This window comes from Mesorhizobium sp. M0029 (assembly GCF_040323735.1).
GTDB lineage: Bacteria > Pseudomonadota > Alphaproteobacteria > Rhizobiales > Rhizobiaceae > Mesorhizobium.
The window spans coordinates 1-26444 of record NZ_JAMYVF010000030.1 but is presented as its reverse complement, the minus strand read 5'-3'; the positions used below and the strand labels follow the sequence as shown (position 1 = coordinate 26444).

Below are 26444 nucleotides of genomic sequence, written 5' to 3'. Positions count from 1 at the left end.
CGAGCCGGGTGGCCCGCAAGTCCGGATCCATAACCGTGCCGGACACGACCCTCAAGCCAAAGTCGACATGTCCATCTTGATCGCCGCTACCATTTCACAGCGAACCCGAGCTTGGCGCCCAGGGCGTGGCTATCGCCAAAATCCTTGAGGCTTGTCCGCGCTGTCCCTTCTCCGAAGACTGCGTAGCGGCCGTCCGCCCAGCTCAGCGAGCCACCAAGGCCGACACCGCCCCACAGCGCCTGATTTTCGCTGACCAGTTTCGTGCCAGACACATCGACATCATTTCCGTCGAGGAAGTCGTAGTAAAGGTTGCCGAGCCCGTAAATGTGCGTACGGCTGACTTGCCCCGCTTCGTCCACCCACTGGTCTTCATAGTCCGCGGAGAGGCCGAGGCGGCCAACGAGGCTGTTGCTGCTGCCGGGCGACACGACGGCGCCAAACGGGTCGGTGAACGCGTCGAAGTCGACCGAGGAATAGGCAAGCTGGGCTTGGGGCGTCAGCGACCAGTTGCCGTTGAGGGCGATCTTCTGTCCGGTCTCCACGCTCAGCCCGTAGGCGAAACCGTTGTTGCCGTCCGCAAGCGTGGTGCCCAGCGTGGCCGACCGGATGTCACTGTCGTACCATGTCGCCTCGGCCTGCGCGTCGACGTAGAAGCCACCGCTGCCGAACCAGGTGAGCGTGCTGCCGACGCCGTAGCCGGTGGCAGCGATCGACCCTGCCCCGAAGATCGAGGACACGTCCGACGACGCGGTTCCGTAGTGGGCCGTAATCCCTCCGATCAGGGTACCGGCGTCGCTTTCGTGCAGCAGGCCATCGACGCCGGCCTGCAGCTTCCAGGTGGTCACGTCATAGTTCGTGCCGGAGGTCGACGTCTCCGGCTTGATCTCGGCATGGGCAGCTTCGATGCGCGCCCATATCGCCTTGCCGTCGACCGAGCCCTGGCCTGGCAGGTCCGCACCTTGCGGCGTAGCACCCTCGCCCCACGACCGATTGCCAATGCGTTGCTGCATGGTGCCCAGTTCATTGAAGGCCTGCAGCACCCCTTCATAGGCCTCGTACAGAGGCACGCCGGGCGAATAGAGCGGCTGCGGATCGGGATCGCCGTTGACCAGGGCCGAGCGCAGATACCAGTCGCCATCGGCCGGTGTGCTGACGCCGTTCTTGTAGAGCCTGTATGCGTAGGCGCCCGCGACGACCGCTGCATCGCCTTCGAAGGTATAATTGCCGTCGAGCGAGAAGCTGCCGTTCGAGACGCCGCCGACGTCGACGATCTTGATGCCTCCGACCGTTTGGGCGCCCGACCCGCCGAAATTGACGACCTGAAGGGTACCAGTCCCTGACGTGTTGCCGGCGATCACCAGCATATTGGTCGGCGAACCGTCACCACCGAGCGCCGTGTTGAGGATGACGGCGCCGCCATTGCCGATATAGTCGCCGCTGACGGTAAGTGTGTCGCCTGGGTCGCCACCCGCGATGCGCACCGTTCCGGCGTTGCTCAGCCCCGCAATCGTCTGGGACGTGCCGGCAAGATCGAGCGTGGCGCCCGAGGCGACGGAAAACTGCGAGGAGGAACTGAACGCGTTCGCAGCGCCCGCGGCAAGGGTGCCGCCGCTGACCGTAGTGGCGCCGGTAAAGCCTGAGTTGTCCAACGCAAGCAGCAGCGTGCCTTGGCCGTCCTTGATGAACGTACCGGCGCCCGAGAGCACGCCGGCATAGCTGGCGGAGGCGACTTGGTCGAATGTGAAGGAGGCGCCGGCGCCGATCGCGACATCGCCACCGAAGCGCTCGGCTGCCGAGACGAGGCCGCCTTGATTGACGGTCCAGTCCAGCAGCGACGTGCCTGACAGCGTCAGCACGCCGGCGCCATCCTTCATCATTGCGCCGGTGCCGGAGATATCGCCGGCGAAGCTGGCGTCCGCCGCCTGGTCGAACACGACAGTGCCGGAATTGCCGATGTCGCCACGAATCGAGGTTGCATCGCCGACCAGCGTGCCAGCGCTGACCAACGTGTTGCCGCCATAGCTGTTCGTTCCCGTAAGCGTCAGCGTGCCGGCGCCGGTCTTGGCAAGGCTGCCAGCGCCAGAGATCGCACCGGACAAGGTCAGGTCGGCCACAGTGTCGAAGGTGCCGCCGGCCGACGAAAGCGTGACGTCGCGCGCCGAGCTGAACGCCGCTGTGTTGCGCAGCGTCCCGCCGGAGAGCGTCAGGCCGCCAGCGGCAACGCCAAGATTGTTGTCGGCTGAAACAGATAGCACGCCGCCCAGGACGGAGGTGCCGCCCGTGTAGGTGTTGGCGCCGGACAGCACCAGCGTGCCCGCATCGGTCTTGGTCAGGCTGCTGGTCCCGGTTAGCACGGAGGCGATGGTGGCGGTGTAACCTGCTCCGGCCACCGTGCCGTCGCCGACCCGAATGATGCTCTCGCCGCCAGCGCCATCAAGCGTGATGGCGTCGCCTTCGATGCGGTAGCCATCGGCGGCGAATTGCATGCCCGTAATCGCAAGCGCGCCGGCGCTGCCGTCGGCGATGACGGTGCCGCCGAGCGTCTGGAAGATGGCGAAGCCGGGCTGCGGCTTCATCGCGCCAGTTACCAGGCCGGTGCTCGTCGTCCAGTTCAGGCTTGTCGCCGTCCACGTGCCGTTGCCGCCGTCGACCAGATCATTGTTGGCGTTGCCGGCCGCGTCACCATCCCAGAAGAGCAAGTCGGTGCCGACGCTGCTGACGAGATTGACCTGGTTGGCGACGGAGGTCTGCACCGTCAGGTCGGCGGCCGTGACACCGGCCGGCAGATTGCCGAGCTCGAGACCATTGTCGGTGAGGGCGCCGCCATAATTGATGAGCCGGTAGACGCCAGGCCCGAAGCCGCCGACATCGGTGATGTTGAGGCTGCCGTCCAGCGTCAGCGCGCCGGTCACCTCGATCAGGTCGTTGACACCGCCGCCGACAATGCCCGCCTGGCCGAGCTCGTAGTCGAGCATAGAACCGGAGCTCAGGCTGAGCGATCCGACCGTAAGCGTGCCAGGGCTGGACCCCGGCGCCAGCACACCGCCATCGGCGACGATCACCGCGCCGCCGATCGAGCCGGAGCCGCCCAGCGTGCCGCCGCTGTTTACCGTCGTTTCGGTGCTGCCGAGCGAGCCCTCGACGATAAGCTTGCCGCTGTCGACGGTGGTGCGGCCGGAATAGGTACTGTCGCCCTTGAGCACCAGGGTGCCGGCGCCCTCCTTGTAGACGCCGCCCACGCCGCTCAGCTCGCCATTGGCGGTCAGCGTCGTACCCGCCGCCGCGCGGAAGTAGCCATAGGCGGAAGTGAGGTTGACATCGCGGCTCATGGCGAAGCTTGCTGTCGTGCCGAGTTCGCCGCCGTCGAGTGTCAGCAGGCCCGTCGCGGCACCCAGATTCTGGTCCGACGCGACCGAGATGCTTTTGCCGGTCCCGACCTTGGTGCCGCCGCTGTGGGTGTTGGCACCGGTCAGCGTCAGAGTGCCGAAGCCTTCGATGTCGACGCTGCCCGAGCCGGAGATATTTCCGCCGAAGGTGTGGGGGCCGAGGTCGAGAAACGAGACAGCGCCGTTGTCCAGGATGTCGCCACGGATCGCCACGGTGTTGCCGGCAAGCGTTCCTGCATTGACGATGTTGCCACCCGTATAGTTGTTGGACAAATTGCTGACGTTGAGCGTGCCGGCGCCGCTCTTGACCAGTGTGCCGGTGCCGGTCACCTGGCCTGACACGTCCAACTGCGTGCCTGCCACCGTGTCGAACCCGCCGGTCGAATTGATCAGGACATTGCGATTGGTGGCGAAGCTGGTGGTCGTGCGCAACGTGCCGCCGTCGAAGGTCAAGCCGCCCGAGAGGGCGCCCAGATTGTTGTCACTCGAAATTTGCAGGGTCCCGCCGGACAAGGTCCAAGGCGTGACGGCAGTTGTCGTCCCCGTTAGGGTCCAGGTGCTGTTTCCGGTTTTCTCGTAGAACCCAAACCCGTCATATTTGGCGCCAGCGCCGATCTGCGACACACCGAAACTGGCGCTGATATCGCCACCCAGCTTGAATGTATCCGCGGCGCTGAAAGCGACCACATTGCCTGTGATGGTGGAGCCGGCCTGAATCTCCAGCGAATTGACACCGCCGGTGAACTGGATGGCTTTGCCGGCTGCCGGCGTTCCGCCACCGGTGCCGACGGCACCGCCGCTGATCGTACCCGCATTGATGACCGCGATGTTGGCGCCCTTGATCCCTGCGGCGCCATCGCCGCCTGCCAAGGAGCCCTGACCGCCACTGCCGCCAACGATCGTCGCACCTAGCTTGTTGATGACGGTTCCACCTGAAAGCAGCAGAACAGCGGCGCCACCGTCCCCACCGCCGCCGAGAACTGTTCTTCCACCGGCACCCCCGAGCAGATTCCCGCTGTTCTGGATTGTCCCGCCGCCCATCAGGACGATGGCAGCTGCGCCGCCGCCAGCACCTGCTTGGACCCCAATTGTGGAAAGACTCGTGCCGCCGGTAACGCTGCCGCCCGCCTCTACAAACACGTTTGCGGACGAGAATATGCCGACGCCGCCGCCACCGCTGCCGCTGTTGCCATTGGTCCCACCTCGGCCGCCAGTGCCACCACTCACCGATCCTGTGCCAGTGACTGTAACGTCGGCCGTGGCACTGACGCCCACACCGCCACCGCCACCGCCGCCGCTCCTGACGACGCCATTCGTGCCAGGGGAGCCCAAAGCGCCGGCCCGGCCGCTGATGCTGGTTGCAATGGTCCCGTCTGTCGAGATGACCAGACCCGTAGCACCAGTGGCACCGGCAACGCCATTTGGGTTGTTGGCTGTCCCACTTACCGCTCCCGATCCTCCTGGCGCCCCGTCACCCGTCGTGAGGTCAATGCCGCCACCACCGCCACCAGCGGTCGCGCCATTGGCGGCATTCTGACCCGTGGCACTCGCGAGCGCGCCGTCAACGCCACCTTGTCCAGCGCCTGCGCTGCTGCCATTGCCGCCATCGGCCCGAGCTGGCGCGGCGCTCAGCGCAAGGGCAACAGTTAGGATCGTCAAGGCGGAAGTGCCGGAGCGAAGCGACACGACTTGCGGCAAGCGCGCGAGATGCAAAACCCAAAACCCATCACGCGCAATCCGCTCCGCCATGCCTAAGCTCCCTGATTCCTGAGTGCGCGAAGGCAGCATGAAAGCTATTCGCCCGCAAGAAGTTTATAGTCGTGAGAGCTACCAAGAAGCTAACGGTGATCAGTAAAATGAAGTCTGCGACTTTTGAGCGACAGAAAATAGTCAATATTAGATATAGCTTATTAAACAGAGACCTTACGGAATCGCGAGAACAATCTCGCTGCATGAATTTATGCGGAAACGTTCGGACCTCCTGGGCCCAGCCGATCCCATCGGGCGGAGGTGAGTTTCGCCTCTACGGGGGCGATGAGGCGCTAGGCTGCCCCTTGGGCGACCCTCACTATCCTGCAAGAAGTGATTCTGTAATCGACTCCCACTCTGCGTCTAGCTTGCCAGTTGCCACAGGCTGCCCGGCGCGGCGGTACCAGTAGGCTGCATTAGAAAGGTCGCCTTCTTTGCGGTGCAGATAGGCATGAACCCATACAGAGGCCGGATCAGATTCGTTGGCCTGCACACACTCATGCGCCCGCTCCCAATCGCCCTGTCTATCCCACCATAGAGCGTGGAGCGCCATCCCAAGATTCGCCGGGGGCTCTACACCCTGAAGGGTCGCACGGAACTCGTCGATGTCCATAGTTACCTCGCCTCTGGCTACGCCGGTCCTGTCCCGTTCCGTGCAACGAAATGCGCCCTCTGCCGGTGATTTGCTCTGTCGACTTTAGCAATGGCTCTGGCGATCCTCAGCGGAAACGGGGTTTTCGCTCGGCAAAGGCCGCATCAAGGGCTTCCAATTGACGAATGCTCGTCGCAGGGCTGCTTCCTGCTTCTAAGCTTCTTGGACGACAGAAGCTGCCACGGAAACCGAAGGCGCTTCCAGGCTCCATGTTATGCCATGCGGACCGTGTTCGAGAATTCCCTGCCCACTAACCGCTGCGGGCGCGACCCGCTTCAGCACCACGGTTCCAAAGCCACCTTGTCCGACAGTCTGAACCTGCGGCCCATCGGTTTCGACCCAGGTGAGGTGAAAGAGCCTCGAAGCACCGGAACCGGTGATGCCCCATGTGACCGAGATCCGGCCCTTGTCCCCTGAGAGAACCCCGTATTTGGCCGAGTTGGTCGCCAGTTCGTGGAAGGCAATCCCGAGATACTGAACTGCGTTGGGACTGAGCACCAATGATGGGCCCGACATTTCGATCAAATCCCCCCGCGGGAAAGGCTCGACCTGGGCCGCCAAGAGGTCGCTGATCGTGGCACCCTTCCAATCCGCCGATACAAGCAGGTCGTGAGATCGTGACAACGCCATGATGCGCTCGCGCACCTGGGTTTCAAATTGTTTTGGCGTCTCCGATCGCTTGTTGGTCTCCCGGATCATCGACAGGATGACCGAATACTGGTTTTTCACCCGGTGGTTGACCTCGCGCATCAGCATGCGGATGCGATATTCATTCTCCTTCGTCGACGTGATGTCTCGCGCTATCTTCGATGCGCCGGTGATCTGCCCGGTTGCGTTACGCACGGGCGATATCGTCAGTGAAACCGGAACCAGGCTGCCATCCTTGCGCTGGCGGGTCGTTTCGAATGGTTCGACGCGCTCGCCGCGGCGAATGCGTTGGAGAATGCGGGGTTCCTCGTCCTGATGGTCTTCGGGGATCAGCATGGTCACCGACCGGCCAATCGCTTCGTCGGCGGTATAGCCGAAAAGCCGTTCGGCGCCCTGGTTCCAGCTTTTTATGATGGTGTTGAGATCCTTGCTGACGATCGCGTCAAATGAGGATTCCACGATCGCTGAGAGGTGCTGCCTGGTTTCTTCGGCACGTTGGCGGTCCGTCAGGTCCAGCAGCATGTTTACGGCGCCGATCAGAGCGCCGTGCTCGTCCCGCAGCGGTGTCGGGTAGGGCAGGAACGGAAAAAACGATCCGTCGGGACGTTGCGCAACAGCTTGCTGATTGCGGACCGGCCTGTTCTCCTTGAGCGCAATGGCCATCGGGCATTCATCGTGCGGCAATTCCTTGCCGTCGGCAGTGAACAGCTTGAACGTCACGCACCATTTATCCTTGCCGATTTCAGGCTCCCTGCCTGCCAGATCGGCCGCGGCGCGGTTGTAGTAGGTGATCGTCCCATCCTGATCGGTCGTGTAGATGGCGACGGGTAGGCCGTCGAGTATCTGGTGATAGGTACTGTCATGCTGCCTGAGCTCCGAGCGGGTGTGCACCAAGTCGGTTACATCGACCGTGAAGCACCGGGTGTTGATCAGCTTGCCGTCCCGGAAATGTCCGCTTGAGGTGACTTCGACGTGCTTGATCGATCCATCGCTGGCCCTCAATCGCGCCGGATATCTTACGATCTTCTCGCCATTGGCAAGGCGACCCAAAATGTCCTCTATGACGTCCCGGTCGGGATAGAACTCGGCGATGTGGCAACCGAGGTAGTCCTCTGCGGGATAGCCGAGAAGGTCGAGCTCAGCCTGGTTGGCATGCACGATTACGCCGTCTGCGTTCACCAGATGGAGGGCAACGGCGCCGTTTTCGAAGAAATCCTTGTAATCGAAATCCAGACCGTCATTGCTGGACACCCCCGGGTTTTCGAAGGCGACAACATTCGCCTGTGTTGCTTCATGCATCCCAAACACCTTGTCCAGTCCAACCAAATATAATGCGGCTTGGATCAGTTGGTTCCCATTGCTCGCGGTCTCGACCCGCTGCGTACGGGAACCGGACCCTAAAAGGGTCGTAGCCTCGACTCGTCTTCCATCTACAAACGTGCGATCATCCGCGCATGGGCAAACCCTTGGTCCTTGTCGTCGACGACGAAGCCTTGATAGCACTGGATATGGAGTCCACTCTTTCGGAGGCGGGCTTTGCCGTGGCATTGGCGGCGACATGTTCCCAGGCGAAACGTTTTCTTGCGGACCATACCCCCGCCGCAGCGATCCTGGACGTCAGGCTGTCGGACGGCGAGGCTGTTGACGCGGCAAAAACCTTGGCAGGGCGGGCGGTTCCTTTCATCGTCTATTCCGGCTTGGGGCTCGAGGAAACCCCCGAAGCGTTCTCGTCTGGCGTAAGAGTGATGAAACCCGCCGGACCTGCAGAGGTGGTCCGGGCTCTCAAAGCGATGACCGCCGGGCAGCAGAAGGCGACGGGATAGCCGTGCTCTGAGCACCTTCGGTCTAAACTAGCCAGGCGCTGCCGGAGCAGCTGCCGTGCCTCACGGAGCAGCGAATTGCGGCCGGTGCCGATCAGGCGAACAAGGTCGCGCCCGTGATCCTCGGTGATGCCGGTCTCCCTGGCAATTGACAGCACCAGTGCTTCTTCCCTTCCACTTTCTTAGGGTCGTGCGTTGCCCGTGCTGATCATGCCTTCTCCATCGGCTCAACGCCAAGATCTGAGAGAGACTCATTCCTCGACGCACGGTCAACCTCGTTGTGCCGCGTTTGAACGACAGAGATAGCGGCTCAATTATTGCGTTGCGAGGATCGATCCTGGCACAGCCAAGTGGCCGGTCCGTTCTCACGATAATGCGCCCGGCGCAGGGACGGCGCCAGCACGGGCCAGATCGACCAGACAGATTGAGCAGTCCTATGCCTCTCCGAACTCGGTTTCGTTTCTTGACGTCGGGTGCCGCTCGTAGTCAACGGGCGGCGGCAGGAGCATGATTTCGGTCTCCTTGCGGCCGAACTCTCGGCCGATCTGGAACGCCGCGTAGATCGCGCCGAGGCGGATAAGGAATCTAAGCATGGGGGTTCTCCTTCGATGTTAGGAACCGCAAGGCCGCGAGATTGTTCCATGGTTTGCGAGTGGGGACGATCTTGCCGTCTCACCAGGCATTCCAGCGCCGGCGCGGCAATCTGAGACATGCGGTGCGGCTAGGCTGTTGCGGCCGTTGCCTGGGCCGGGATCCGTTTTCGAGGGGCCGGACGGCGTCTATCGCGGCGTTTCGAAACGACTTTGAGGGGAACGGCCGGCGCTGGAGAAAGTGCGCCAAGCACAGCGTTGACCATGCCGTGCGCTACGAAATCGGCGCTGATGTCGGCGGCCAAAGCTTGCCTTTCTTGCCCGACATCGCCCTGCTCCGCGTCTGACCAGAACACAATCCCAATTCTCAAACCTGCCTTGGCGCGCTTCAGTCTCCGGACCAGAAAGCGGGCATGCTTGAGCGAATCCCGGTTCAGGAAACCGACCACGACGGTGTCGATCGCCTCTAGTTCGAGACGACGAATACCTGCCGGCTCCATATCGACAAAACTGGCCTTCGCCACCGTAGCACCTTGCACCTCCAGCACCTGAGCGAGCATGGCGGCAGCGGCATCGTCGAGTTCGCCGCGACCGCCGGCACAAAGCACCGACATGTCCTTGCCGTCGGGCAGCTCGATCTCTTCCTCTTCGACGCCATCTGTTTCCCTGCTCGCGCTCCCTTCCGCGGTGGTTGTCGGCGCATCTTCCTCGCTTGCCTCTTCCTGTGCATCGTCGGCAAGATTTGCCACAAGAATTTGGGCGCTCGCCGCCACCTGCCTTCGCTGTTGATCGCCCATCACGCCACGCATGCGGTCCTGCTCGCCCAACAGGAGTGCAGGAATGGCGACAGTGTCGTAGAAATCGATCAGGTACTTCTCCTCGAGGATCTCCTCGGCATGGTCAGTGGCCTCGTCGGGATCGCCGGCCAGGAGCCGTTGATAGAGCCGGGCGTGAGATTCAAGGACGGGCTCGTTGCCAAACAGGACGTCGAGAAATTCGAACTGCGGAACATGTCGCCCGAGGACGACGAGGCAAACTGTCAGCGGCGTCGAAAGGACCAGGCCGAGCGGCCCCCACAACCATGTCCAGAAAATTGCCGCAACGATGATTGCCAAAGGAGAAAGTCCCGTGCGCGAGCCATAGAGCCACGGTTCGATGACGTTGCCGGTTACCAATTCCATGACGACAAACAGTGCGGCGGTCCACAGCACCAGCGACCAGCCGGGCGCAACCGCCAAGGCCAGAAACAAGGGCAGCAGCATGCCGATAACAGGGCCGATATAGGGAACGAAGCGCAGCGCCAGTGCCAGCAACCCCCACAGCAGCGCGTTGGGAATGCCGAGCACCCAAAGGCCAATTGCGATTGGTATCGCGTAGACGATATTGACCACCAATTGCATGATCAGATAGCGGCCAACCCGTTTGCCGGCATCCTGCAATGCCTGCGTTGTGCGATGGAGGTCGCCATAGCCGACGAGGCGGATAAACCGGTCGCGCAGATCCTCGCGCTCAAGCAACATGAAGATGACGACGATGATGATCAGGCCAGCTGATGCCAGCGGGCTGATCAACGGTCCGATGATGTTCTGCAATACCTCCAGAGGTCTCTCGCGGGCGACGATCTCGACGGGAACAGGCTCGCGCCGGGGCTTGTCGGCCGCAGGCGGCGCCACATCCTGCTTGTCGATCTCCTGACCGACGCGCTCGATCACCCCGCTCAGCCTGGCAATTATGCCGCCACCAACGCCCGTCTCCTTGAGGGAACGTACCTTGGTCAGAATGTTTGTCTGGTAGACGGAAATGTTCTGAGCAAGCTCGCTTACCTGGGTCGCAACAATGAAGCTGAACAGGCCCAGGGCCGCGAATGCGCCAATCACGCTCAGAAGCACTGCGGGCAGCCGAGGCAAGCCGACACGCTTCAGTGCGGAGACCATCGGCACCAGCGCAAAGGTCAAAAGCAGCGCGATGGCAATGGGAAGGAACACCTCACGACCGAAATACAGCGCAGCTACCGTCGTGACGATGGTTGCCACGGTAGGCAGAGCTGTGCGCGGATGGGCATTGCCTGCCGCAAGAATCCGTCCTAGCCCCCGCTCGGACGATGAGATGTCGTTTCGACGATTGGCAGCCACGTGATTCCCCCGTTTCCTAGCGATAGTTAGACCCATTCGCCTGCCGGGCAATGTTTAGCAGGGCCGAATACATACGTTTTGCGGTTTTGCGCCCTGGGCGCTGTGCTCCGACGGTTCAGTCGATATCGTCGGAGCCGCAAATCTGTGGTAAAGCCGCCGCCCAACCAACCAAAGGACGACATCTGTGAGCGAACCGACTGTGGCCGAAGCGACCGAAAGTATCTATGCCTCGCTGCGGGCGGACAATGCCGACATCGACGCCCATATCGCGACGCTCAAGGCTGCGCTGACACGAGAGGGCGCAAAACAGGCGGTGTTCGATCCGGCAAAATTGGCCCAGAACAACCGCTCGGGCCGTAAGTTGATGCAGGCTTATTTTCGCCAGCGCGGCGTGAGCGTGAGGTTTTCGGACCAGTAGCGCGCGGCAGCTTGGGGGAACCGCGCCTCGACGGACGGTCCGTATCTCGCTCGCTCCGCCCTGCGGCGGACTTTCGTCAATCGTAGGCGAATGGCCGCATCGCCCTGCCCAGGTCGGTGTCGCCCCCTACCCCTGCAGCTCTTGACGGAAACCGGTGCCTCCTGTTTGAGGGTGACCAGGACGTTTGCTGCATGGGGAGATGGGCAAGGGTGGGCAAACAGTGAAGCGCGTTCTTCGGATGCTTGCCGCGGCGATCATCGCGTCCGGGGCGACCGGCTGCACGAGCATTTCCTACTACGCGCAGTCGTTGCAGGGTCACGCGCAGATCATGGCCGCCCGCAAAAATATTGCAAAACTCATCCGTGATCCTTCGACGCCTGAAGCATTGCGCGCCAAATTGACGTCGGCCAGCGCCATAAGACGGTTTGGGACAGATGAGCTGGCACTGCCCGAAAACAACAGCTACCGCAGCTATGTCGACATCCATCGCGATGCCGTGACCTGGGCCGTTTTTGCCGCGCCGCAATTCTCGCTTGCGCCACGAACATGGTGCTTTCCGGTCTTCGGCTGCGTTCCATACCGGGGTTATTTCTCCCGGAAATCCGCGACTGAGAACGCAGTCGAACTTCAAAGACAGGGGCTGGACGTCTATGTCTCGGGCGTCACCGCCTATTCCACGCTTGGCTGGTCGAGTGACCCGCTACTGAGCACCATGCTGCGTCAGGACGACACCTATCTCGCCAGCCTTGTTTTTCATGAGCTGGCGCATCAGCGCCTCTATGTGGATGGCGATTCCGCATTCAACGAGGCGTTCGCCGTTGCCGTCGAAACCAGCGGCGTCAGGAAATGGCTCCGCGCCGCCGGCGACCGGGCCGGATTGCGCCGCTACGAAGCCGATCGCAAGCGCAGCGCCGATTTTCTTGGACTGGTGGCGAAGACGCGCGACGAGCTAAGGCAGGTCTATGGTAGTCCCCGCACCCCGGAAAAGATGGCGACTGCAAAGAAAGCCGCGATCGAGAGGATGCGGGCGCGCTACCGGCAGATGCGCGACAGGCACTGGGCGGGATACCGGGGATACGACGCCTGGTTCGCTGCCCCGATAAACAACGCCAAGCTCGCGGCAACTTCTGTCTACGGTGAACAGGTTCCGGCCTTTCTTCGCTTGTTCGACCTGTGTTCGGGCAACTATCCAAGGTTTTACGCTTCTGTCCGGCGGATCGCGGATTTGCCCAAATCGTCCCGCGCCGAAGCGCTCAAGGCTGCTGACACGTGCAATTGACTTGAACAAGCACAGGCAGGTCCTGACGATCACCCCAGCGACAGTTCCTTCGTCTGGTGTCTCAAAACGAGGCCGACCGCGCCCAGCAAGGCATCGTTCTCGGTGTGCTTGCCAACGATGATGCGCGTGCGCAGGGCGGGAGCGATATCGCGGGACTTGATCAGCGTATGGCGTTCATAGGACGCGATCAGCGGCGTCAACAGAATGTCCCCTGCCAAAGCCATGTGGCCGCCGATGATGATAAGCGGCGGATTGAGCACCGAGCCGATCAGGCCGAGACCCCGGCCGGCGATCTCGGCGGTATCCTCGATCATCCGCAACGCCCTGACGTCGCCCTGCTCGGCCATGGCGATGACATCGTCCATGGTGACTTGCCGCCCAACGACACGCGAAATCTGTTCCAGCGGCCGGGTAAAACTCGCGTAGAGCTCCAGGCATCCGCGATTGCCGCAGCGGCAAAGGTCGCCGCCGGGATCGATGCTGATGTGCCCGAATTCGCCGGCGCCGCCGGCGACGCCCGTCACCAGCCGGCCATGCTGGACAATGGCGCCGCCGACACCCAGATCGATCTTGAACAGCACGAAATCGTCCTGGCCGACGGCCGCACCCCACATCAGCTCGGCAATGGCCGCGCAGTTGCTCTCATTGTCGGCGAAGATCGGCTGTTCCAGGACGGGTCCGAACACATCTCGTATGTTGACGCCGGCCCATGTTGGAACCATGCTTGCGCGCAGCACCACTCCATCGCGGCTGACAGGGCCGGAGACGGAGACACCAACCCCCAGGAGCCCCGCCATCGGCAGACCATTTTCCCTGTAGGATTGGGCAATCGCCGATTTGACCGCCTGGGCCGCCTGTTGCGGCTGGTAGTCCAGCGCCATTGGAATATTTTGTTCGGCAATGACGGAATGCGAGACATCGGCGACGATGAGCCGTATCTGCTGAAGAGCCAGGTGAATGCCGACGCAGGTGCCCGCTGTCGGATTGAGCGTCACCGCCGCGGCTGGCCTGCCGATGCCTCTGATGCCGTCGCGGCTGGTCGGGGCTTCGATCACCATTCCAGACTTTTTCAAGCCGTTAAGCGCGGTTGACACCGTCGAGCGCGCCAGACCGGTGGCGCGTGCGATCTGCAACGCCGAGAGTGCGCCGCGCTCGCTCAGGCAGCGCACGATCATGCTCTCCGGCGACGCGGAGGGTCTGTCGATCAGCCAGGTTCTAAGCGAAGGTTTTGTCATGGCTCAACATAAACATCGTTGACTGATAGCTCCAATATGTCATCTTGGAAAGAACTCGAGATTGACGCATCTCGCCGGCGGCGGCTTCAAACCGCGGCCATAAGCGGTCGAGACGAACCGTGCAACACGATATGGGAGTGAAACGATGAAGTCCGTCATGACCGCGTTTGCGGCCGCTGCTGCGTGCACATTTTTAGCCGGGGCAGCCTTCGCCGAGCCCAAGACCAACCTTTTGCACCAATGGGCGACCGGATCGGACGCCCAGGCGATCGCCAACCTCGGCGAGATGTTCACCGCCAAGGGCGGCAAATGGGAGCAGACCTCGATCGCCGGCCACACGGCCAACACGTTGGCCAAGCTGCGCGCCGATGTGATCGCCGGCAATGCCCCGCCTGCCGTGCAGCTCAAGGGCCCTGAGATCGCCGAATGGAACGAGACCGGCATGACCGCCGATCTCGACGAGTTGGCGGCCTCGGAAGGGTGGGAGAAAGTGGTGGCGCCGGAATTGCTTCCGGTGATGAAGCCGACCGGCAAATGGGTCGCCGCGCCCATGAACATCCACCGCATCAACTGGCTCTGGGCCTCGCCCAAGGTCATGCAGGCGGCCGGCGTGGCGGAAATGCCCAAGACCTGGGCCGAGTTCAATGCGGCCTGCGACAAGATCATCGCCACAGGCAAGATCTGCATCTCGCATTCGACCGCCGACTGGACGGATTCGACGGTGTTCGAGGTCGTGCTCTACGGCCAGGACATCGATCTCTACCGCAAGGCCTTCGTCGAAGGCGATGTCGAGTCCATGCGCAGCCCGGGGATGGTCAAGGCCTTCACGCAGATGCGCCTGATGACGAGCAAATACATGGATCCGGGCATGGTCGGCCGCGACTGGGATTCGATGTCGGCGCTGGTCGGCAAGGGCGACGCGGCGTTCCACATCATGGGCGACTGGACGATCGGCCTTTTGACCGCCGCCGGCTTCAAGGAAGGCACCGACTATGTCTGCGCCCAGGCGCCGACCGATTGGGGCAAACCCGGCTTCATCCTCAACTCGGACTCGGTCGTGTTCTTCAAGCAGAAGGACCAGGATTACATCGACGGCCAGAAGCTGCTGGCCAGCCTGATCCTGTCGCCCGACTTCCAGACGGTATTCAACCAGGCCAAGGGCTCGATCCCCGCGCGCCTGGATATCGATCTGTCGAAGGGCTTCAATCCGTGCCAGCAGCTCTCGCAGAAGGATCTCCAGGCTTCGATCAAGGACGGCACGCTGGTCCGCTCGATGGCGCACAACATGACCATCCCGCAGAAGATGCGCGGCGCGATCATGGACTCCATTACCGAGTTCGTGGCGACGCCGGACATGTCGCCGGAGGATGGCGCCAATGCGATGGCCGACGCGGCGGAAGCACAGAAATAGACGGGAATGGCCGGGCGCGATGCCTATCCGCCCGGCCGTCCTCCCTTCCAGTCCCGTGCTCTGCCAATTTCCGTGCTCTGAATGTCAAATCACGACCTGATCCTGTCGGTCCCGGCGCCCGCCCGCCCCTGGCGCGAGCGGCTGGGCTCCGCGATGCCCTTGCTGGTGCTCGGCCCCTCTCTCGTGGCGAGCTTCGTCTACGTCTTCGTGTTCACCGGCTGGACGCTCTATATCTCGCTGTCCAACTCCTCGCTGCTGCCGACCTACGGCTTCGTCGGCCTCGAGAACTACGCGTCGCTGTGGGCGAACCGGCGCTGGAACATCGCCTACAACAACCTGTTTTTCTTCAGCGCTTTCTACATCGTCGGCTCGATGGCGGTGGGACTGCTGCTGGCGATCCTGATCGACCAGCGCGTGCGCGGCGAAGCGGCCTGGCGCACGATCTTCCTCTATCCGCTGGCCGTCTCCTTCATCGTCACCGGCACGGTCTGGAGCTGGCTCTACAATCCGACCGACGGCATCCAGGCCATGGTGCGCGGTTTCGGCTGGACGAGCTTCAGTTTCGCACTCGCCAGCGACCGGCACTATGCGATCTACGCGGTGATCATCACCGGCGTCTGGCAGGCCTCGGGCTTTGCCATGGCGCTGTTCCTGGCCGGCCTGCGCTCGGTGGATCAGGACCTCGTCAAGGCCGCGCAGATCGACGGCGCATCGACGTTCCGCATCTATCGCAAGGTGCTTCTGCCAACCATTGCGCCGATCTTCCTGGCGGTCGCCGTCATCCAGATCCAGTTCGCCATCAAGACCTTCGACCTCGTGGCGGCCCTGACCAAAGGCGGCCCGGGGATCTCGACCACCTTCCCCGCCATCTACGTCTATGACCTGATGTTCCAACGCGGCCAGATCGGCGAAGGTGCGGCCGCCGCCATCATGATGCTTGCCGCTGTTGCCGTGGTGCTGGTGCCCTATTCATTCTGGGTGGTCTGGCGCCGGCGCAAGGAAGCCGGCCATGGCTGACGTCTCCCTGGACCAGTCGCTCGACCGTCGCGCTGCCGCAGTCGCGTCGCGCCGGCATTTTCTCACCCGCTTCGCCATCTATGGGCTGCTGGTCGTCTTCGCGGCGATCTACCTGGTCCCGTTGCTGGTGGTGGTGCTGAATTCATTCCGCGACCAGCAGGAGATCGCGCGCAACGGGTTGATCTCGCTGCCGCGCAGCTTCCGCCTCGATGCCTGGGGCCAGGCCTGGAGCACCTATTGCATCGGCGGCACCTGCGAGGGCATGCAGCGCAACTTCTACAACTCCCTGAAGATGACGATCCCGGCCACGATCATCTCGACGGCGGTCGGCGCGATGAACGGTTACATCCTGTCGAAATGGCGCTTCAGAGGTTCGGAAGCTTTGTTCACCTGCATGCTGCTCGGCGTCTTCATTCCGGGCCAGATTTCGTTGATGCCGTGGGCGTTCATCCTCGGCAATCTCGGCCTCAGCAATTCGGTCTACGGGCTCGTCCTCATCCACGTTATCCAGGGCATTTCGTTCACCACTTTGTTTTGCCGTAACTACTACGTCAGCATCCCCGACGACCTGATCAAGGCGGCGCGCATCGACGGCGCCGGCTTCTGGCGCATCTTCCGCAAGATCATTCTGCCGCTCTCCTCACCGATCCTGATCGTCACGGTGATCTGGCAGTTCACCGGCATCTGGAACGAATATCTGTTCGGCGTCGTCTTCACCTCCGGGCAGCAACAGCCGATCACGGCAGCGCTCGTCGCGCTGACGGCAAGCGGCACCAATGTGCGCGCCTACGATGTCATGAGCGCCGCCGTGCTGATCGGCGCGCTGCCGCCGCTGCTGATCTATCTCTTCGGCGGCAAGTATTTTGTGCGAGGCCTGACGCAAGGTGCCATCAAATGAGGCGCGATCAAGTGAAGGGCATTGCATGTCGACATTGATCATCCGATCGCTGCGCAAGAACTTCGGCGCGGTCGAGGTGCTGAAGGGCATCGATCTCGAAGCGCGGAACGGCGAGTTCATCGCGCTGGTCGGACCGTCCGGCTGCGGCAAGTCCACTCTGCTGGCGATGATCGCCGGGCTCGAATCCGTTACCTCCGGCGAGATCCGCATCGACGGGCGGCTGGTCAATTCGGTGGCGCCGAAGGACCGCGACATCGCCATGGTGTTCCAGTCCTATGCCCTGTACCCGACGATGACGGTGCGCGAGAACATCACCTTCGGCATGGAAAGCCGCCGCGTCCCGAAGCCGCAGCAGGACGAGGCCGTCAAGCGGGTTGCCGCCTTCCTGCAGATCGAACCGCTGCTAGGGCGCAAGCCCGGACAGCTTTCGGGCGGCCAGCGCCAGCGCGTCGCCATGGGCCGGGCGCTGGTGCGCGATCCCAAACTGTTCCTGTTCGACGAGCCGCTCTCCAATCTCGATGCCAAGCTGCGCGTCGACATGCGCACCGAAATCAAGAAGCTGCATCACCGCGTCGGCAAGACCACCGTCTACGTCACCCACGACCAGGTCGAGGCGATGACGCTGGCGTCGCGCATCGCCGTGATGCATCAGGGCGAGGTCCAGCAATTCGACGATCCCGCCACGATCTACAACCGTCCGGCCAACATGTTCGTCGCCGGCTTCATGGGGTCGCCGGCGATGAATTTTTTGGCCGCCGAACTGAGCCAGGAAGGCGGTCGCCGCACTGTTGTCCTGCAGACCGCCGACGGCAAGACGGCCAGCCTGCCGATCGTCCAGGCGCTCCCATCCGACACGCCGCGACAGCTCGTGCTCGGCATCCGTCCCGAGCACATCTACCGCTTCGATCCCGATCTTGCGCGCCGCAAGCCGGGCATCGCGCAGATCGATGCCGTGGTCGAACTGGTCGAGCCGACAGGCGCGGAGACCATGGCCGTCCTGCGCCTGGGCGGCAAGGAGATCACCGGTCGTTTCGACCCCGACGGCACGCCGCTTATGGGTGAGACGGTGACGCTCGGCATCGACATGGCGCGTGCGTGCCTGTTCGACCCGACGACCCAACGCCTGATCTGACCCGATCTGACCAAAGCTTGATCTGAAAAGAGTTCCGCCTTGTCCTTCGCCACCTATCCGAGCCTGTCCGAGCGCGTCGTGCTGATCACCGGCGGTGCGTCGGGCATCGGCGCCGACACGGTCCGCGCCTTCGCCGCCAATGGCGCACGAGTGGCGTTTCTTGATCTGCAGCAGGAGGCCGGCGAGGCGCTCGCGCGGGAACTCGCCGCCGCGGCAGCGCACGCGCCCCTGTTCCTGCGCTGCGATGTGACCGATATCCCCGCCCTCCAGGCCGCGATCGGCACGGTGCGCGACCGCCTCGGGCCTGTCGCAGTGCTGGTCAACAACGCCGCCGATGACAATCGCCAGCCGGTCGCCGACGTGACCCAGGCGACATGGGACCATGCCCAGGATGTGAACCTCAGGCACCACTTCTTTGCCGCCCAGGCCGTGCATCCGCACATGAAGGAACTGGGCTTTGGTTCGATCGTCAATTTTTCCTCGATCGCCTGGCGTTTCGGCGCGTCAGAGATGGCGCCCTATGCGGCGGCCAAGGCTGCGGTGGTCGGGCTGACCTTCGCGCTGGCGCGGGCGTTTGGCCCCGACAACATCCGCGTCAACGCCATCGAGCCGGGCGCCGTCATCACCGACCGGCAGCGGGAGCTTTGGTACAAGACCCAAGGTTCGGTCGACCAGGTCGTGCAGCGCCAGGTGATCCGCAAGGTTCTGCTCGGCGAGGAGATCGCGCGCACGGTGCTGTTCCTCGCCGCCGACGACAGCCGCATGATCACCAAGCAGTCGATCACCGTGGATGCCGGCCTGCGATGACCACACCTGACTCAAAGGATCGCTTCATGCTCGAGGTCGGCCTGAACCCCTACGGCCTGACCTATCATCTCGGCCTCCAGGGCCGCGGCACGCCACGCGCCAATCCTAGACCTGCGGGGCTCGAAGGTTTCATCGCGCTCGCGACCGATCTCGGCGCGCGCGTGCTGGAGATCTGGGTGCCATGGCTGACCGAGCTTTCCGACGACGCGGTGATCGCGCTGCGCGAACGGCTCGCCGGCCTTGGCATCACGCCGGTCGTCAGCGGCGGCCTGCTGGTGGGCGAACCGCTCGACGATGCGTTTCGGGCCGCGCGCCTGCTCAAGGCCAAAATCATCCGGACGGCGCTGACGCCCATTCTCTGCGGAGACCGCAACGCCGCCGGCGAAAAATGGAGCGAGTACGTCGGCATCATTCGAGAGCGATTGGTGGAATGGGGTCCCCGCGCGAATGCCGAAGGGTATGTCCTTGCGATCGAAAACCACCAGGACTTCACCAGCCGGGAACTCGTCGAATTCTGCGCGCTAGGTGGTGACAGTGTGGGCGTCACCTTCGACACCGGCAACACGTTCCCGGTCGGCGAAGCGCCGCTCGATTTTACGAAGGTGATCGCCCCCTGTGTCCGCCATGTCCACCTCAAGGATTACCGCGTGCAGTTCACGACCGAAGGCTATCGGCTGATCCGTTGTGCCATCGGCGACGGTGCGGTGCCGTTTGCCGAGCTGTTCACCATTCTTGGCCAACACCACGATCGCATGATCGCCGTTCTCGAACCGGGCGCCCTGGAGGCGCGGCATGTCCGCTATCTCAGCGACGACTGGTGGCGCGGCTATCCCCCGAAGACGGCGCGCGAATTTGCCGCCTGCCTGGCGGCAGCGCAGCGCAACCGGCTGCCCGACGATGCCGACTACCGCACCCCCTGGGAGCGCGAAGACGACGGCTCCCTGGTTTCCTATGAGCTCGACATGATCCGGCGCAGCGCCGCCAACATGCGCAAGCTGGTTCGATGAAAATGGAGAAGATCCGATGACGGCACGTGAACTCGATGGATTGACCGCCTTCGTCACCGGCTCCGGCCGTGGCCTCGGCCGCGTGATGGCCGAGCGCCTGGCCGAACTCGGCGCCAATGTCGCAATCCACGACATGAACGAGGAAGCGCCGGCCAAATATGGCGAGTTCGCCAATCTCGGCGAAGTGGTCGAGCGAAAGCGGCATGGGACGAAGGTCACGTCGGTGACCGGCAACATTGGCGACCAGAAGGCGGTGGCCGAGATGAAGCGCAGGATCGAGGCCGATCTCGGTGACGTGCATGTGCTGGTCAATTGTGCCGGCGGCGACATCGGCGCCAAGGGCGGCAAGCCAAACCCGAACAACGCCCTCGACATCGAACTGGACGACATCCGCGTGCTCACCGAGAACAATCTGATCGGCACGATGCTGGTCTGCCAGGCCTTCGTGCCGCCGATGAAGCAGCGCGGCGGCGGCTCCGTCATCAACATCGCGTCGGCGGCGGCCCATCTCGGCTGCTCGCCCGAGGTCGTCTATTCCACCTTGAAGGCCGCGGTCGTGCATTACACCCGCTGTCTGGCCAAGGAACTGATCGACGACGGCGTGCGCATCAATGCGGTCAGCCCCGGCGCCACCAAGACGGCACGCTTCCAGGCGACCCGCGTGGTCGATCCGGAGCGCATGGATTCCAGCCGCAAATCGCTGAACCGCTATGCGGAACCGGAAGAGATCGCGGAGGCGGTGGCGTTTCTGGCTGGCCCGCGGGCGCGGTTTATCAACGGGCAGGTGCTGCGGGTGGATGGCGGGTTTACGATCTTTCCGGGGTGATGGGGGAGGCCTCGAATTTCAATTTCGGGGCCGAAAGCGGAAGGTCCGTTTTCGGGATTCCTGGGCGCCTCGAGCTTTTCGCAGCGTCAAAACGGCTGTGGAGGGATTGGCAGGCTATACCGCTGACCAAGCGCACATGTGACGCACCGAGGATAAGTAACCCCGCTTGGTCACGAGGGCGCTGCCGACCGGTTGGTCGAAACTGGCGCTGGTACTCGCTATTCACGAAATTGCCGATCACCCTGACGAGGTCCACTAAGCAATGGTGAACGTCATTTCTGAAGTCGCAAGCAACTCGGCCGCCCTGCTCCATTGAGGTCAGCCATGCCTTCGCGGAGCCGACGCAATCTCTGCTGGAGCCTGCATGCTTCTTCAGGCGCAAGCGCTGTGTCTCAGTGCGGCATGAATCCTTTTCTCAGCCAAGCCAATATCTTGCTCCCATTGAGGACCCTGCGGACACGCCCGGCGGCCCAGCCAGCCTGCATGGTGGCGCCGGTGTGGCAACTGCAGACGATCTCATGCAACTGCCAATCGGAGAGTTCGAAGAAGCGTCTGGCTTCCCCGTAGGTATCCGATTGCATGCCCGACGCACGCAGCAGTGGATCGTCAAAGGCGACACTGATCGCCGATCCGACCGCGCGCGCTTCTCCGCGGACAGAGGGATGCAGATGCTCAGTCCCGGTGAGAGCCACAAGGGAGCGCGTCGGATTTCGATAGAGCAGTTCCGCCCACCGCTCTATCCGTTGCGTCCTTGTAGCCAGCAGAGCCGGCGATAGTGGACTGATGTCCGCGACTGACTGGAGTTGATCGAGTGTCTGGTGCTTCATGACTGCCTCCTGTTGGTCGTTCCAATCCCTGGGCCTTTGCTGCAGGATTGGCTCACACGCTAAGCCGCCTCGTAAAGGAGCGGCGGCCGATCAGGTGTTGCCACCAATCGCCCACAGGCACCGCGCGGCGGCATCTGCAGCGACACCAACTGCATTCCTTCGCCAATGTTCCAGCGGGATGAAAAAAACTGTGCGGCCGGCCGACCCGACGGACCCGGCTGGCGCACGCAGGATCCTGAACTGCTGGACGATGATGACGCAGGCCTGGAAAGGCGGCTAGGTTGGACCTTGCTTTTCAGGCTTGACCATGATGTTTCACTACCCGCTCGGTCATCGCGGGAAGGCCAGGAGCAGAGCCGCTGGCAACGGTGAGTTGCGGACGAGGGCGGGCGGTGGAGGACGACGCCCTTGGGCCGCCAGGTCACTGAAGGACCAACCGAAGCGGCGCTTCGGGCGTAAAAGCGATGTCCTTGTAGGTCTGCAATGTCTGCTTATGGAGGAACGGCGGCAAGGCCTCTTTGACCGGCATGGGGCGCATTGCTGACCGGCAGATTTTCGGCCGACAGCAGACCCTCTGCTGCTTGGGTACCCAGCACGCAAGCTGACATGTGAGACCTCGGTGCGAAGGCCGGGACCAGGCCCACTGCGAACGTACGTGTTGGTTCGCATGTTGGCGCTGAAGCGCCTCATCGTTCAGCCTCGCGGCACATAGATCATATGAACCGTATCGTCATCGATCAATGTGCTCGACACCAGTTGCAGCGGAGGCCTTGCCTCGTGGAAGAAAGGCTTGCCCTTGCCGAGCACGAACGGCCTCACGTGCAGGTGATATTCCTCAATCAGGCCCAGCCCGGTCATAAGACCGGCCAGTTCCGGACCGGAAACGCTCAGGATACCCTCCGTGCGGGCCGCGATCTCGCGAATCTGCGTTTCAATATCGCCGGAGATGAGGGTGGCGTTCGGGCCGACCCGTGAAAGTGTGCGCGAAACGACCCATTTGGGCAGCTTGCGCCAGAGTGTCGCGAACTGGCGAAGCGAAGCATCCCATTCCGCGTGATCATCGTCCCAATAGCGCATGACCTCGTACATCCGGCGGCCATACACAGCGCCGGCATGGTTGCGAATCGTCTCGATCCAGTACTCGAAGTGCTTCTGGCTTGGTGCGCCCATGACAGATTTCCGGCAAGGTCATCGACATAGCCATCGATGGAAACGTTCATTCCCAAGATAAGTTTGCCCAAAAGCAGCGCCTTCACCTAGTGGGTCCACGGACCAACCGCTTGTAATGCAAGCAGTCAGAGGCTGTCGCAACTGATTGCAAATCGCAAGCAGCATGGAAGGAAGCGTTCGTGCCGCAAACGAGCCCTGCCTTGTCCCATCAACCCTGCACTTGAACAGCTGGGTGATCCGTCCCGGCTACCGCCATCTACGCCTGCCGTCCCGAATCGAGTTGCACCCCAAGTCGCTCGTTCCGCCTCCACCGCACCACGGCGCGATAGCTGGTATGATCGACCGGCACGTGAAGCACGAAACGGTCGGGGATTGCGATATCGGCCTTCACCCGCAGCTCCGCACCGTGGGCGTGCTGGTTACAAACCAGACAATTGATACTGGCGTCGCCAACGCGGATTGTCGCTTCCTTCAGAACAAGATCACGGATATGCGACCGTCGCTCTATCGGTGGGTCAGCCGGCATTGCCTTATCCCTCTGATTTGACGACCTGAAACTCTTCTGAACCCGGAATGGAAAGCGCACTACCGGCCCAGCGGTTGCCTCGAAAGACTGACGAGCTCGGCTTCGTCGACCACGCCGGCCATATAGTTCGCGATAATCCGGGATGCGATGGCGTCGCGTGCTTCGGGCGACTGACCGTCGCGCTTAAGCTGCTCGAATACACGGCCCAACAGCTCGAGTTCGGATGGCTGCAAAACGCCGGCCTCGGTGGCTTTGCGTCGAATGGGCATTTGTGATCCTCCACTGCGGTCAACAACATACGACCGCGGCAGGGAAACTCAACTGTCAGGGCGCCGTCCAGGCGGCGCCGACCACAAATCCCGTTTACCCGAGCGGGGAGTTTTTCACTCAAAGCCACAGTGATCTGGCCGCCGGCAAAGCCGGCGGGGGCAATAGAGTCATAAGATACGCCGCTAGAACCAGCTTCGGTCGCGTTCCTGGCTTTGCCCGAGCAGCATGCCGATCAACAACCCGGCAATGCCGCCAAGCACGAAAGCGCTGCTGATGGTGCCGGGATTTTGCTGGACGGCTTCGGACACCGTCTGCGCCTGCGATCTCAGCTGCTGCGTTGCCCGTGCCGCGCGCTCGGTGGCGCTGCCATACCAGCCGCCGGCTTCGCCGACGGCATCTTCTGCGCGGTCGGCAAGCGTCCGGTTGATCTTGCTGATCTCGCGCTTCAGCGATGCGACCTGCTTCTCCAGGGCCTCCTGGGCCTCTCGGGCGGACATCTTCGGGGTGTCCTTCGGGGTTTCCTTCGCGGTGTCCTTCGGGGTGTCCTTCGGGGTGTCGTTCTCGGCCATGGCTGTTCCTTTCGTTGAGGCAGGGGGAACGGCCAACGGACAAGGATGGTTCCGCTGCCTGCGCTCACAGTCATTCGCCGGGCCGGCCGCCAACTTTGGGAACACTCTCCCGATCCAACGGTTGTGGCTGATGGAGGGCGCGCACTTGTCGAATCGATCGAGCCATGCTGAAACGCTGCGGACGGTCTCCGACCTGCTCCACCGCGCCCGCCGTGTCATTCGCGACGGCGGCCATGCGGCGGCGATGTTCGAAATAGACACGCTGCTGCAGGTCGCACAAACAGAGGTTGCGCGCCGCCTCGAACGCAACGATCGCTGAACCTCGATAGGCCACCGCGGGCGGTGTTCATTTGCGGGCGGCGAAGGCCTCGTTTCCCTTTGCGATGGACTTGCAAGGCGCCCATCGAGCGGGTCGCCGTCCGCGCCACGCGTCGACATCGCAAAGGCGCAAAAGCCGAGGATGAGGGGCCATCATCGCGGCATCGACCCTCCCGGTTATAACGCTTGGGCGGCGGAACAAAGCTTGGCCGCACTGGTTAGGCTCACAGCACGATGTGTGCCCCAACGAGGATCTCTGTCCATGAAAACACGTGTTCTTCTAGCTTCGCTGGCCACCGCCACAGCCATGGTCTTCGCCCTGCCCGCCTTCGCCGCCGACAGTGCTCAGGACTTTGTCGACAAGGCCGCCATCGGCGGCATGTTCGAGGTGGGTTCGAGCAAGATCGCCGAGGGCAAGGCGCAGGATCAAGGCGTCAAGGATTTCGCCAAGAAGATGATCGACGATCACGGCGCCGCCAACGCCAAGCTTGCGACCATCGCCGGCGAACAGAAGCTGAAAGTGCCGACGGAGCTGGACGCCAAGCACAAGGCCGATCTGGAGGCTCTGCAGAATGCCAACGATGCCGTCGACAAGCCCTATGTCCAGATGCAGCGCGATGCGCATTCGGAGGCGGTCACGCTGTTCGAGAGCTATGCCAAGGATGGCGACAACGCGCAGTTGAAGACCTTCGCCTCCGAGACCTTGCCGACGCTCAAAATGCATCAGGAAATGGTCGAGAAGATCGCTTCCGCCGACAATGCATCGTCGACCACCAGCTCCACCACCCCGGCCGTGAGCACGACCGACACCACCAATCCGGCCGCCCCGGTCCCGGGTGCCAACAGCTTCACCGAGGATCAGGCGAAGAGCCGCATTCAGGATGCCGGCTTCTCCGGCGTGTCCAAGCTGACCAAAGACGACCAGGGCATCTGGCGCGGTCAGGCCACCAAGGATGGCAAGACCACGACCGTGGCGCTCGATTATCAGGGCAACGTCGTTGCCGGCGCGAACTGAACCCTCTGAACCAGATCGAGGAGATCAAGACCATGAAAACCGTAACCGGACTTTTCGACAACTACGATGATGCCTCCGATGCCGTCGGCGAACTGGAGGCAATCGGCGTGCCGCAGGCCGACATCAGCATCGTCGCCAACAATTCGGACGACTGGTACGACGATGGCGACACTTCCAACGCCGCCGAGGATGTAGCCGGCGGCGCCGGTCTCGGAGCCGTCATTGGCGGCGCCGGCGGGCTTCTGACAGGGCTCGGCATCATGGCCATTCCTGGCGTCGGTCCGGTCGTGGCCGCAGGATGGCTGGCCGCCACCGCGGTCGGCGCCGTTGGCGGCGCGGTCGTCGGTGGCGCTGCCGGTGGCATCGTCGGGGCGCTGACCGAGTCCGGCGTCCCCGAAAGGGATGCGCATGTCTATGCGGAGGGCGTTCGCCGCGGTGGCACGATGGTGACCGCCAGGGTCAGCGACGAACTCGCCGATGAGGCCGAGCGTATTCTTGGCGAGTCCAACTCGGTCGATCTGCAAGACCGCCGACGCGCCTACGAAGCCGGTGGCTGGACCGGCTTCGATGCCAATGCCGACCCCTACACCGACATCGAGGCCGAGCGCGACAGAACGCGCAACGCCAGCCCACTTTGATCATCGAGCCCCGCCCCCCCGCCGCCGGGGGGGCCACGGTGGGTTGGGGGCGCGGCGGCCGGGCAGCAAATTTGTGGCAAAAGGGGGGGGGGGTTCTGCAACTC

Annotated in this window: 24 protein-coding genes; 13 read left to right on the top strand and 11 right to left on the bottom strand. The window is 62.7% G+C overall.

Translation table 11 applies throughout. The features are described from left to right. Nucleotides 1–86: 86 nt before the first annotated feature. From NKJ76_RS29950 to NKJ76_RS29940, 3 genes are all read right to left on the bottom strand, one after another. Nucleotides 87–5045 carry an autotransporter outer membrane beta-barrel domain-containing protein gene (locus NKJ76_RS29950; RefSeq protein WP_352539056.1) on the bottom strand — a complete coding sequence of 1653 codons (4959 nt, stop codon included), beginning with the start codon at nt 5043–5045 and terminating at the stop codon, nt 87–89. Nucleotides 5046–5454: 409 nt separating this feature from the next. Beyond that, complete coding sequence (locus NKJ76_RS29945; protein ID WP_023704064.1) at nt 5455–5748, bottom strand: hypothetical protein; 294 nt, start codon at nt 5746–5748, stop codon at nt 5455–5457. A 192-nt stretch (nt 5749–5940) separates the two neighbouring features. Next, nucleotides 5941–7734 carry a PAS domain S-box protein gene (locus NKJ76_RS29940; protein ID WP_023691873.1) on the bottom strand — a complete coding sequence of 598 codons (1794 nt, stop codon included), beginning with the start codon at nt 7732–7734 and terminating at the stop codon, nt 5941–5943. Nucleotides 7735–7889: 155 nt separating this feature from the next. Between NKJ76_RS29940 and NKJ76_RS29935 the strand changes: the two genes are divergently transcribed. Further along, on the top strand, nt 7890–8258 hold the full coding sequence (locus tag NKJ76_RS29935) for a response regulator (RefSeq protein WP_023671108.1): 369 nt from the start codon (nt 7890–7892) through the stop codon (nt 8256–8258). Nucleotides 8259–8689: 431 nt separating this feature from the next. On the opposite strand, the gene NKJ76_RS29930 is transcribed toward NKJ76_RS29935, so the two are convergent. Both NKJ76_RS29930 and NKJ76_RS29925 read right to left on the bottom strand, forming a co-directional pair. After that, nucleotides 8690–8848: a hypothetical protein gene (locus tag NKJ76_RS29930; protein WP_023747090.1), complete on the bottom strand. Its 159-nt coding sequence runs from the start codon at nt 8846–8848 to the stop codon at nt 8690–8692. A gap of 128 nt (nt 8849–8976) precedes the next feature. Beyond that, the gene (locus tag NKJ76_RS29925; protein WP_352498865.1) at nt 8977–10977 is read right to left on the bottom strand and encodes an AI-2E family transporter; all 2001 of its coding nucleotides are present in this window, start codon (nt 10975–10977) and stop codon (nt 8977–8979) included. Between the two features lie 184 nt (nt 10978–11161). Between NKJ76_RS29925 and NKJ76_RS29920 the strand changes: the two genes are divergently transcribed. Both NKJ76_RS29920 and NKJ76_RS29915 read left to right on the top strand, forming a co-directional pair. Then, nucleotides 11162–11395, top strand: coding sequence for a hypothetical protein (locus NKJ76_RS29920; protein WP_023671105.1), 234 nt, complete (start codon nt 11162–11164; stop codon nt 11393–11395). 238 nt (nt 11396–11633) lie between these two features. Then, on the top strand, nt 11634–12674 hold the full coding sequence (locus NKJ76_RS29915; RefSeq protein ID WP_031197615.1) for an aminopeptidase: 1041 nt from the start codon (nt 11634–11636) through the stop codon (nt 12672–12674). 29 nt (nt 12675–12703) lie between these two features. Here NKJ76_RS29915 and NKJ76_RS29910 read toward each other — a convergent pair whose 3' ends face one another. Then, nucleotides 12704–13909, bottom strand: a complete 1206-nt coding sequence (locus NKJ76_RS29910) for an ROK family transcriptional regulator (RefSeq protein ID WP_023683166.1) — start codon at nt 13907–13909, stop codon at nt 12704–12706. A gap of 157 nt (nt 13910–14066) precedes the next feature. On the opposite strand from NKJ76_RS29910, the gene NKJ76_RS29905 reads away from it, so the two are divergent. The 7 genes from NKJ76_RS29905 (at nt 14067) to NKJ76_RS29875 (ending at nt 21007) form a co-directional block, all read left to right on the top strand. Further along, nucleotides 14067–15320 carry an ABC transporter substrate-binding protein gene (locus NKJ76_RS29905; protein WP_352539055.1) on the top strand — a complete coding sequence of 418 codons (1254 nt, stop codon included), beginning with the start codon at nt 14067–14069 and terminating at the stop codon, nt 15318–15320. A gap of 81 nt (nt 15321–15401) precedes the next feature. Further along, nucleotides 15402–16337, top strand: a complete 936-nt coding sequence (locus NKJ76_RS29900) for a carbohydrate ABC transporter permease (protein WP_352539054.1) — start codon at nt 15402–15404, stop codon at nt 16335–16337. Next, nucleotides 16330–17235, top strand: coding sequence for a carbohydrate ABC transporter permease (locus NKJ76_RS29895; protein ID WP_023671100.1), 906 nt, complete (start codon nt 16330–16332; stop codon nt 17233–17235). Before NKJ76_RS29900 ends, NKJ76_RS29895 begins: the two co-directional genes overlap by 8 nt. A 25-nt stretch (nt 17236–17260) precedes the next feature. Beyond that, nucleotides 17261–18367, top strand: a complete 1107-nt coding sequence (locus NKJ76_RS29890; protein ID WP_023686485.1) for an ABC transporter ATP-binding protein — start codon at nt 17261–17263, stop codon at nt 18365–18367. 39 nt (nt 18368–18406) lie between these two features. Further along, nucleotides 18407–19174, top strand: coding sequence for an SDR family NAD(P)-dependent oxidoreductase (locus NKJ76_RS29885; protein ID WP_352539053.1), 768 nt, complete (start codon nt 18407–18409; stop codon nt 19172–19174). Between the two features lie 26 nt (nt 19175–19200). Next, nucleotides 19201–20181 (top strand): sugar phosphate isomerase/epimerase family protein, encoded by a 981-nt coding sequence (locus NKJ76_RS29880; protein ID WP_352539052.1) that lies wholly within the window; start codon nt 19201–19203, stop codon nt 20179–20181. Nucleotides 20182–20197: 16 nt separating this feature from the next. Then, nucleotides 20198–21007: an SDR family NAD(P)-dependent oxidoreductase gene (locus NKJ76_RS29875; protein ID WP_352539051.1), complete on the top strand. Its 810-nt coding sequence runs from the start codon at nt 20198–20200 to the stop codon at nt 21005–21007. A gap of 392 nt (nt 21008–21399) precedes the next feature. On the opposite strand, the gene NKJ76_RS29870 is transcribed toward NKJ76_RS29875, so the two are convergent. The 5 genes from NKJ76_RS29870 to NKJ76_RS29850 form a co-directional block, all read right to left on the bottom strand. Then, on the bottom strand, nt 21400–21834 hold the full coding sequence (locus tag NKJ76_RS29870; RefSeq protein ID WP_023671095.1) for a hypothetical protein: 435 nt from the start codon (nt 21832–21834) through the stop codon (nt 21400–21402). A gap of 693 nt (nt 21835–22527) precedes the next feature. After that, nucleotides 22528–23004, bottom strand: coding sequence for a dihydrofolate reductase family protein (locus NKJ76_RS29865; RefSeq protein ID WP_502902370.1), 477 nt, complete (start codon nt 23002–23004; stop codon nt 22528–22530). A 256-nt stretch (nt 23005–23260) separates the two neighbouring features. Beyond that, complete coding sequence (locus NKJ76_RS29860) at nt 23261–23530, bottom strand: PilZ domain-containing protein (RefSeq protein WP_023726509.1); 270 nt, start codon at nt 23528–23530, stop codon at nt 23261–23263. Between the two features lie 59 nt (nt 23531–23589). After that, a complete protein-coding gene (locus NKJ76_RS29855; protein ID WP_023671091.1) occupies nt 23590–23799 on the bottom strand; it encodes a hypothetical protein in 210 nt (69 codons plus the stop codon). 183 nt (nt 23800–23982) lie between these two features. Beyond that, nucleotides 23983–24369 carry a hypothetical protein gene (locus NKJ76_RS29850; protein ID WP_023698779.1) on the bottom strand — a complete coding sequence of 129 codons (387 nt, stop codon included), beginning with the start codon at nt 24367–24369 and terminating at the stop codon, nt 23983–23985. On the opposite strand from NKJ76_RS29850, the gene NKJ76_RS29845 reads away from it, so the two are divergent. From NKJ76_RS29845 to NKJ76_RS29835, 3 genes are all read left to right on the top strand, one after another. Next, nucleotides 24368–24688 carry a hypothetical protein gene (locus NKJ76_RS29845; protein ID WP_156940818.1) on the top strand — a complete coding sequence of 107 codons (321 nt, stop codon included), beginning with the start codon at nt 24368–24370 and terminating at the stop codon, nt 24686–24688. The genes NKJ76_RS29850 and NKJ76_RS29845 overlap by 2 nt on opposite strands. A 261-nt stretch (nt 24689–24949) precedes the next feature. Then, on the top strand, nt 24950–25702 hold the full coding sequence (locus NKJ76_RS29840) for a DUF4142 domain-containing protein (protein ID WP_352539050.1): 753 nt from the start codon (nt 24950–24952) through the stop codon (nt 25700–25702). 32 nt (nt 25703–25734) lie between these two features. Continuing rightward, nucleotides 25735–26340: a hypothetical protein gene (locus tag NKJ76_RS29835; protein ID WP_352539049.1), complete on the top strand. Its 606-nt coding sequence runs from the start codon at nt 25735–25737 to the stop codon at nt 26338–26340. Nucleotides 26341–26444 lie beyond the last annotated feature (104 nt).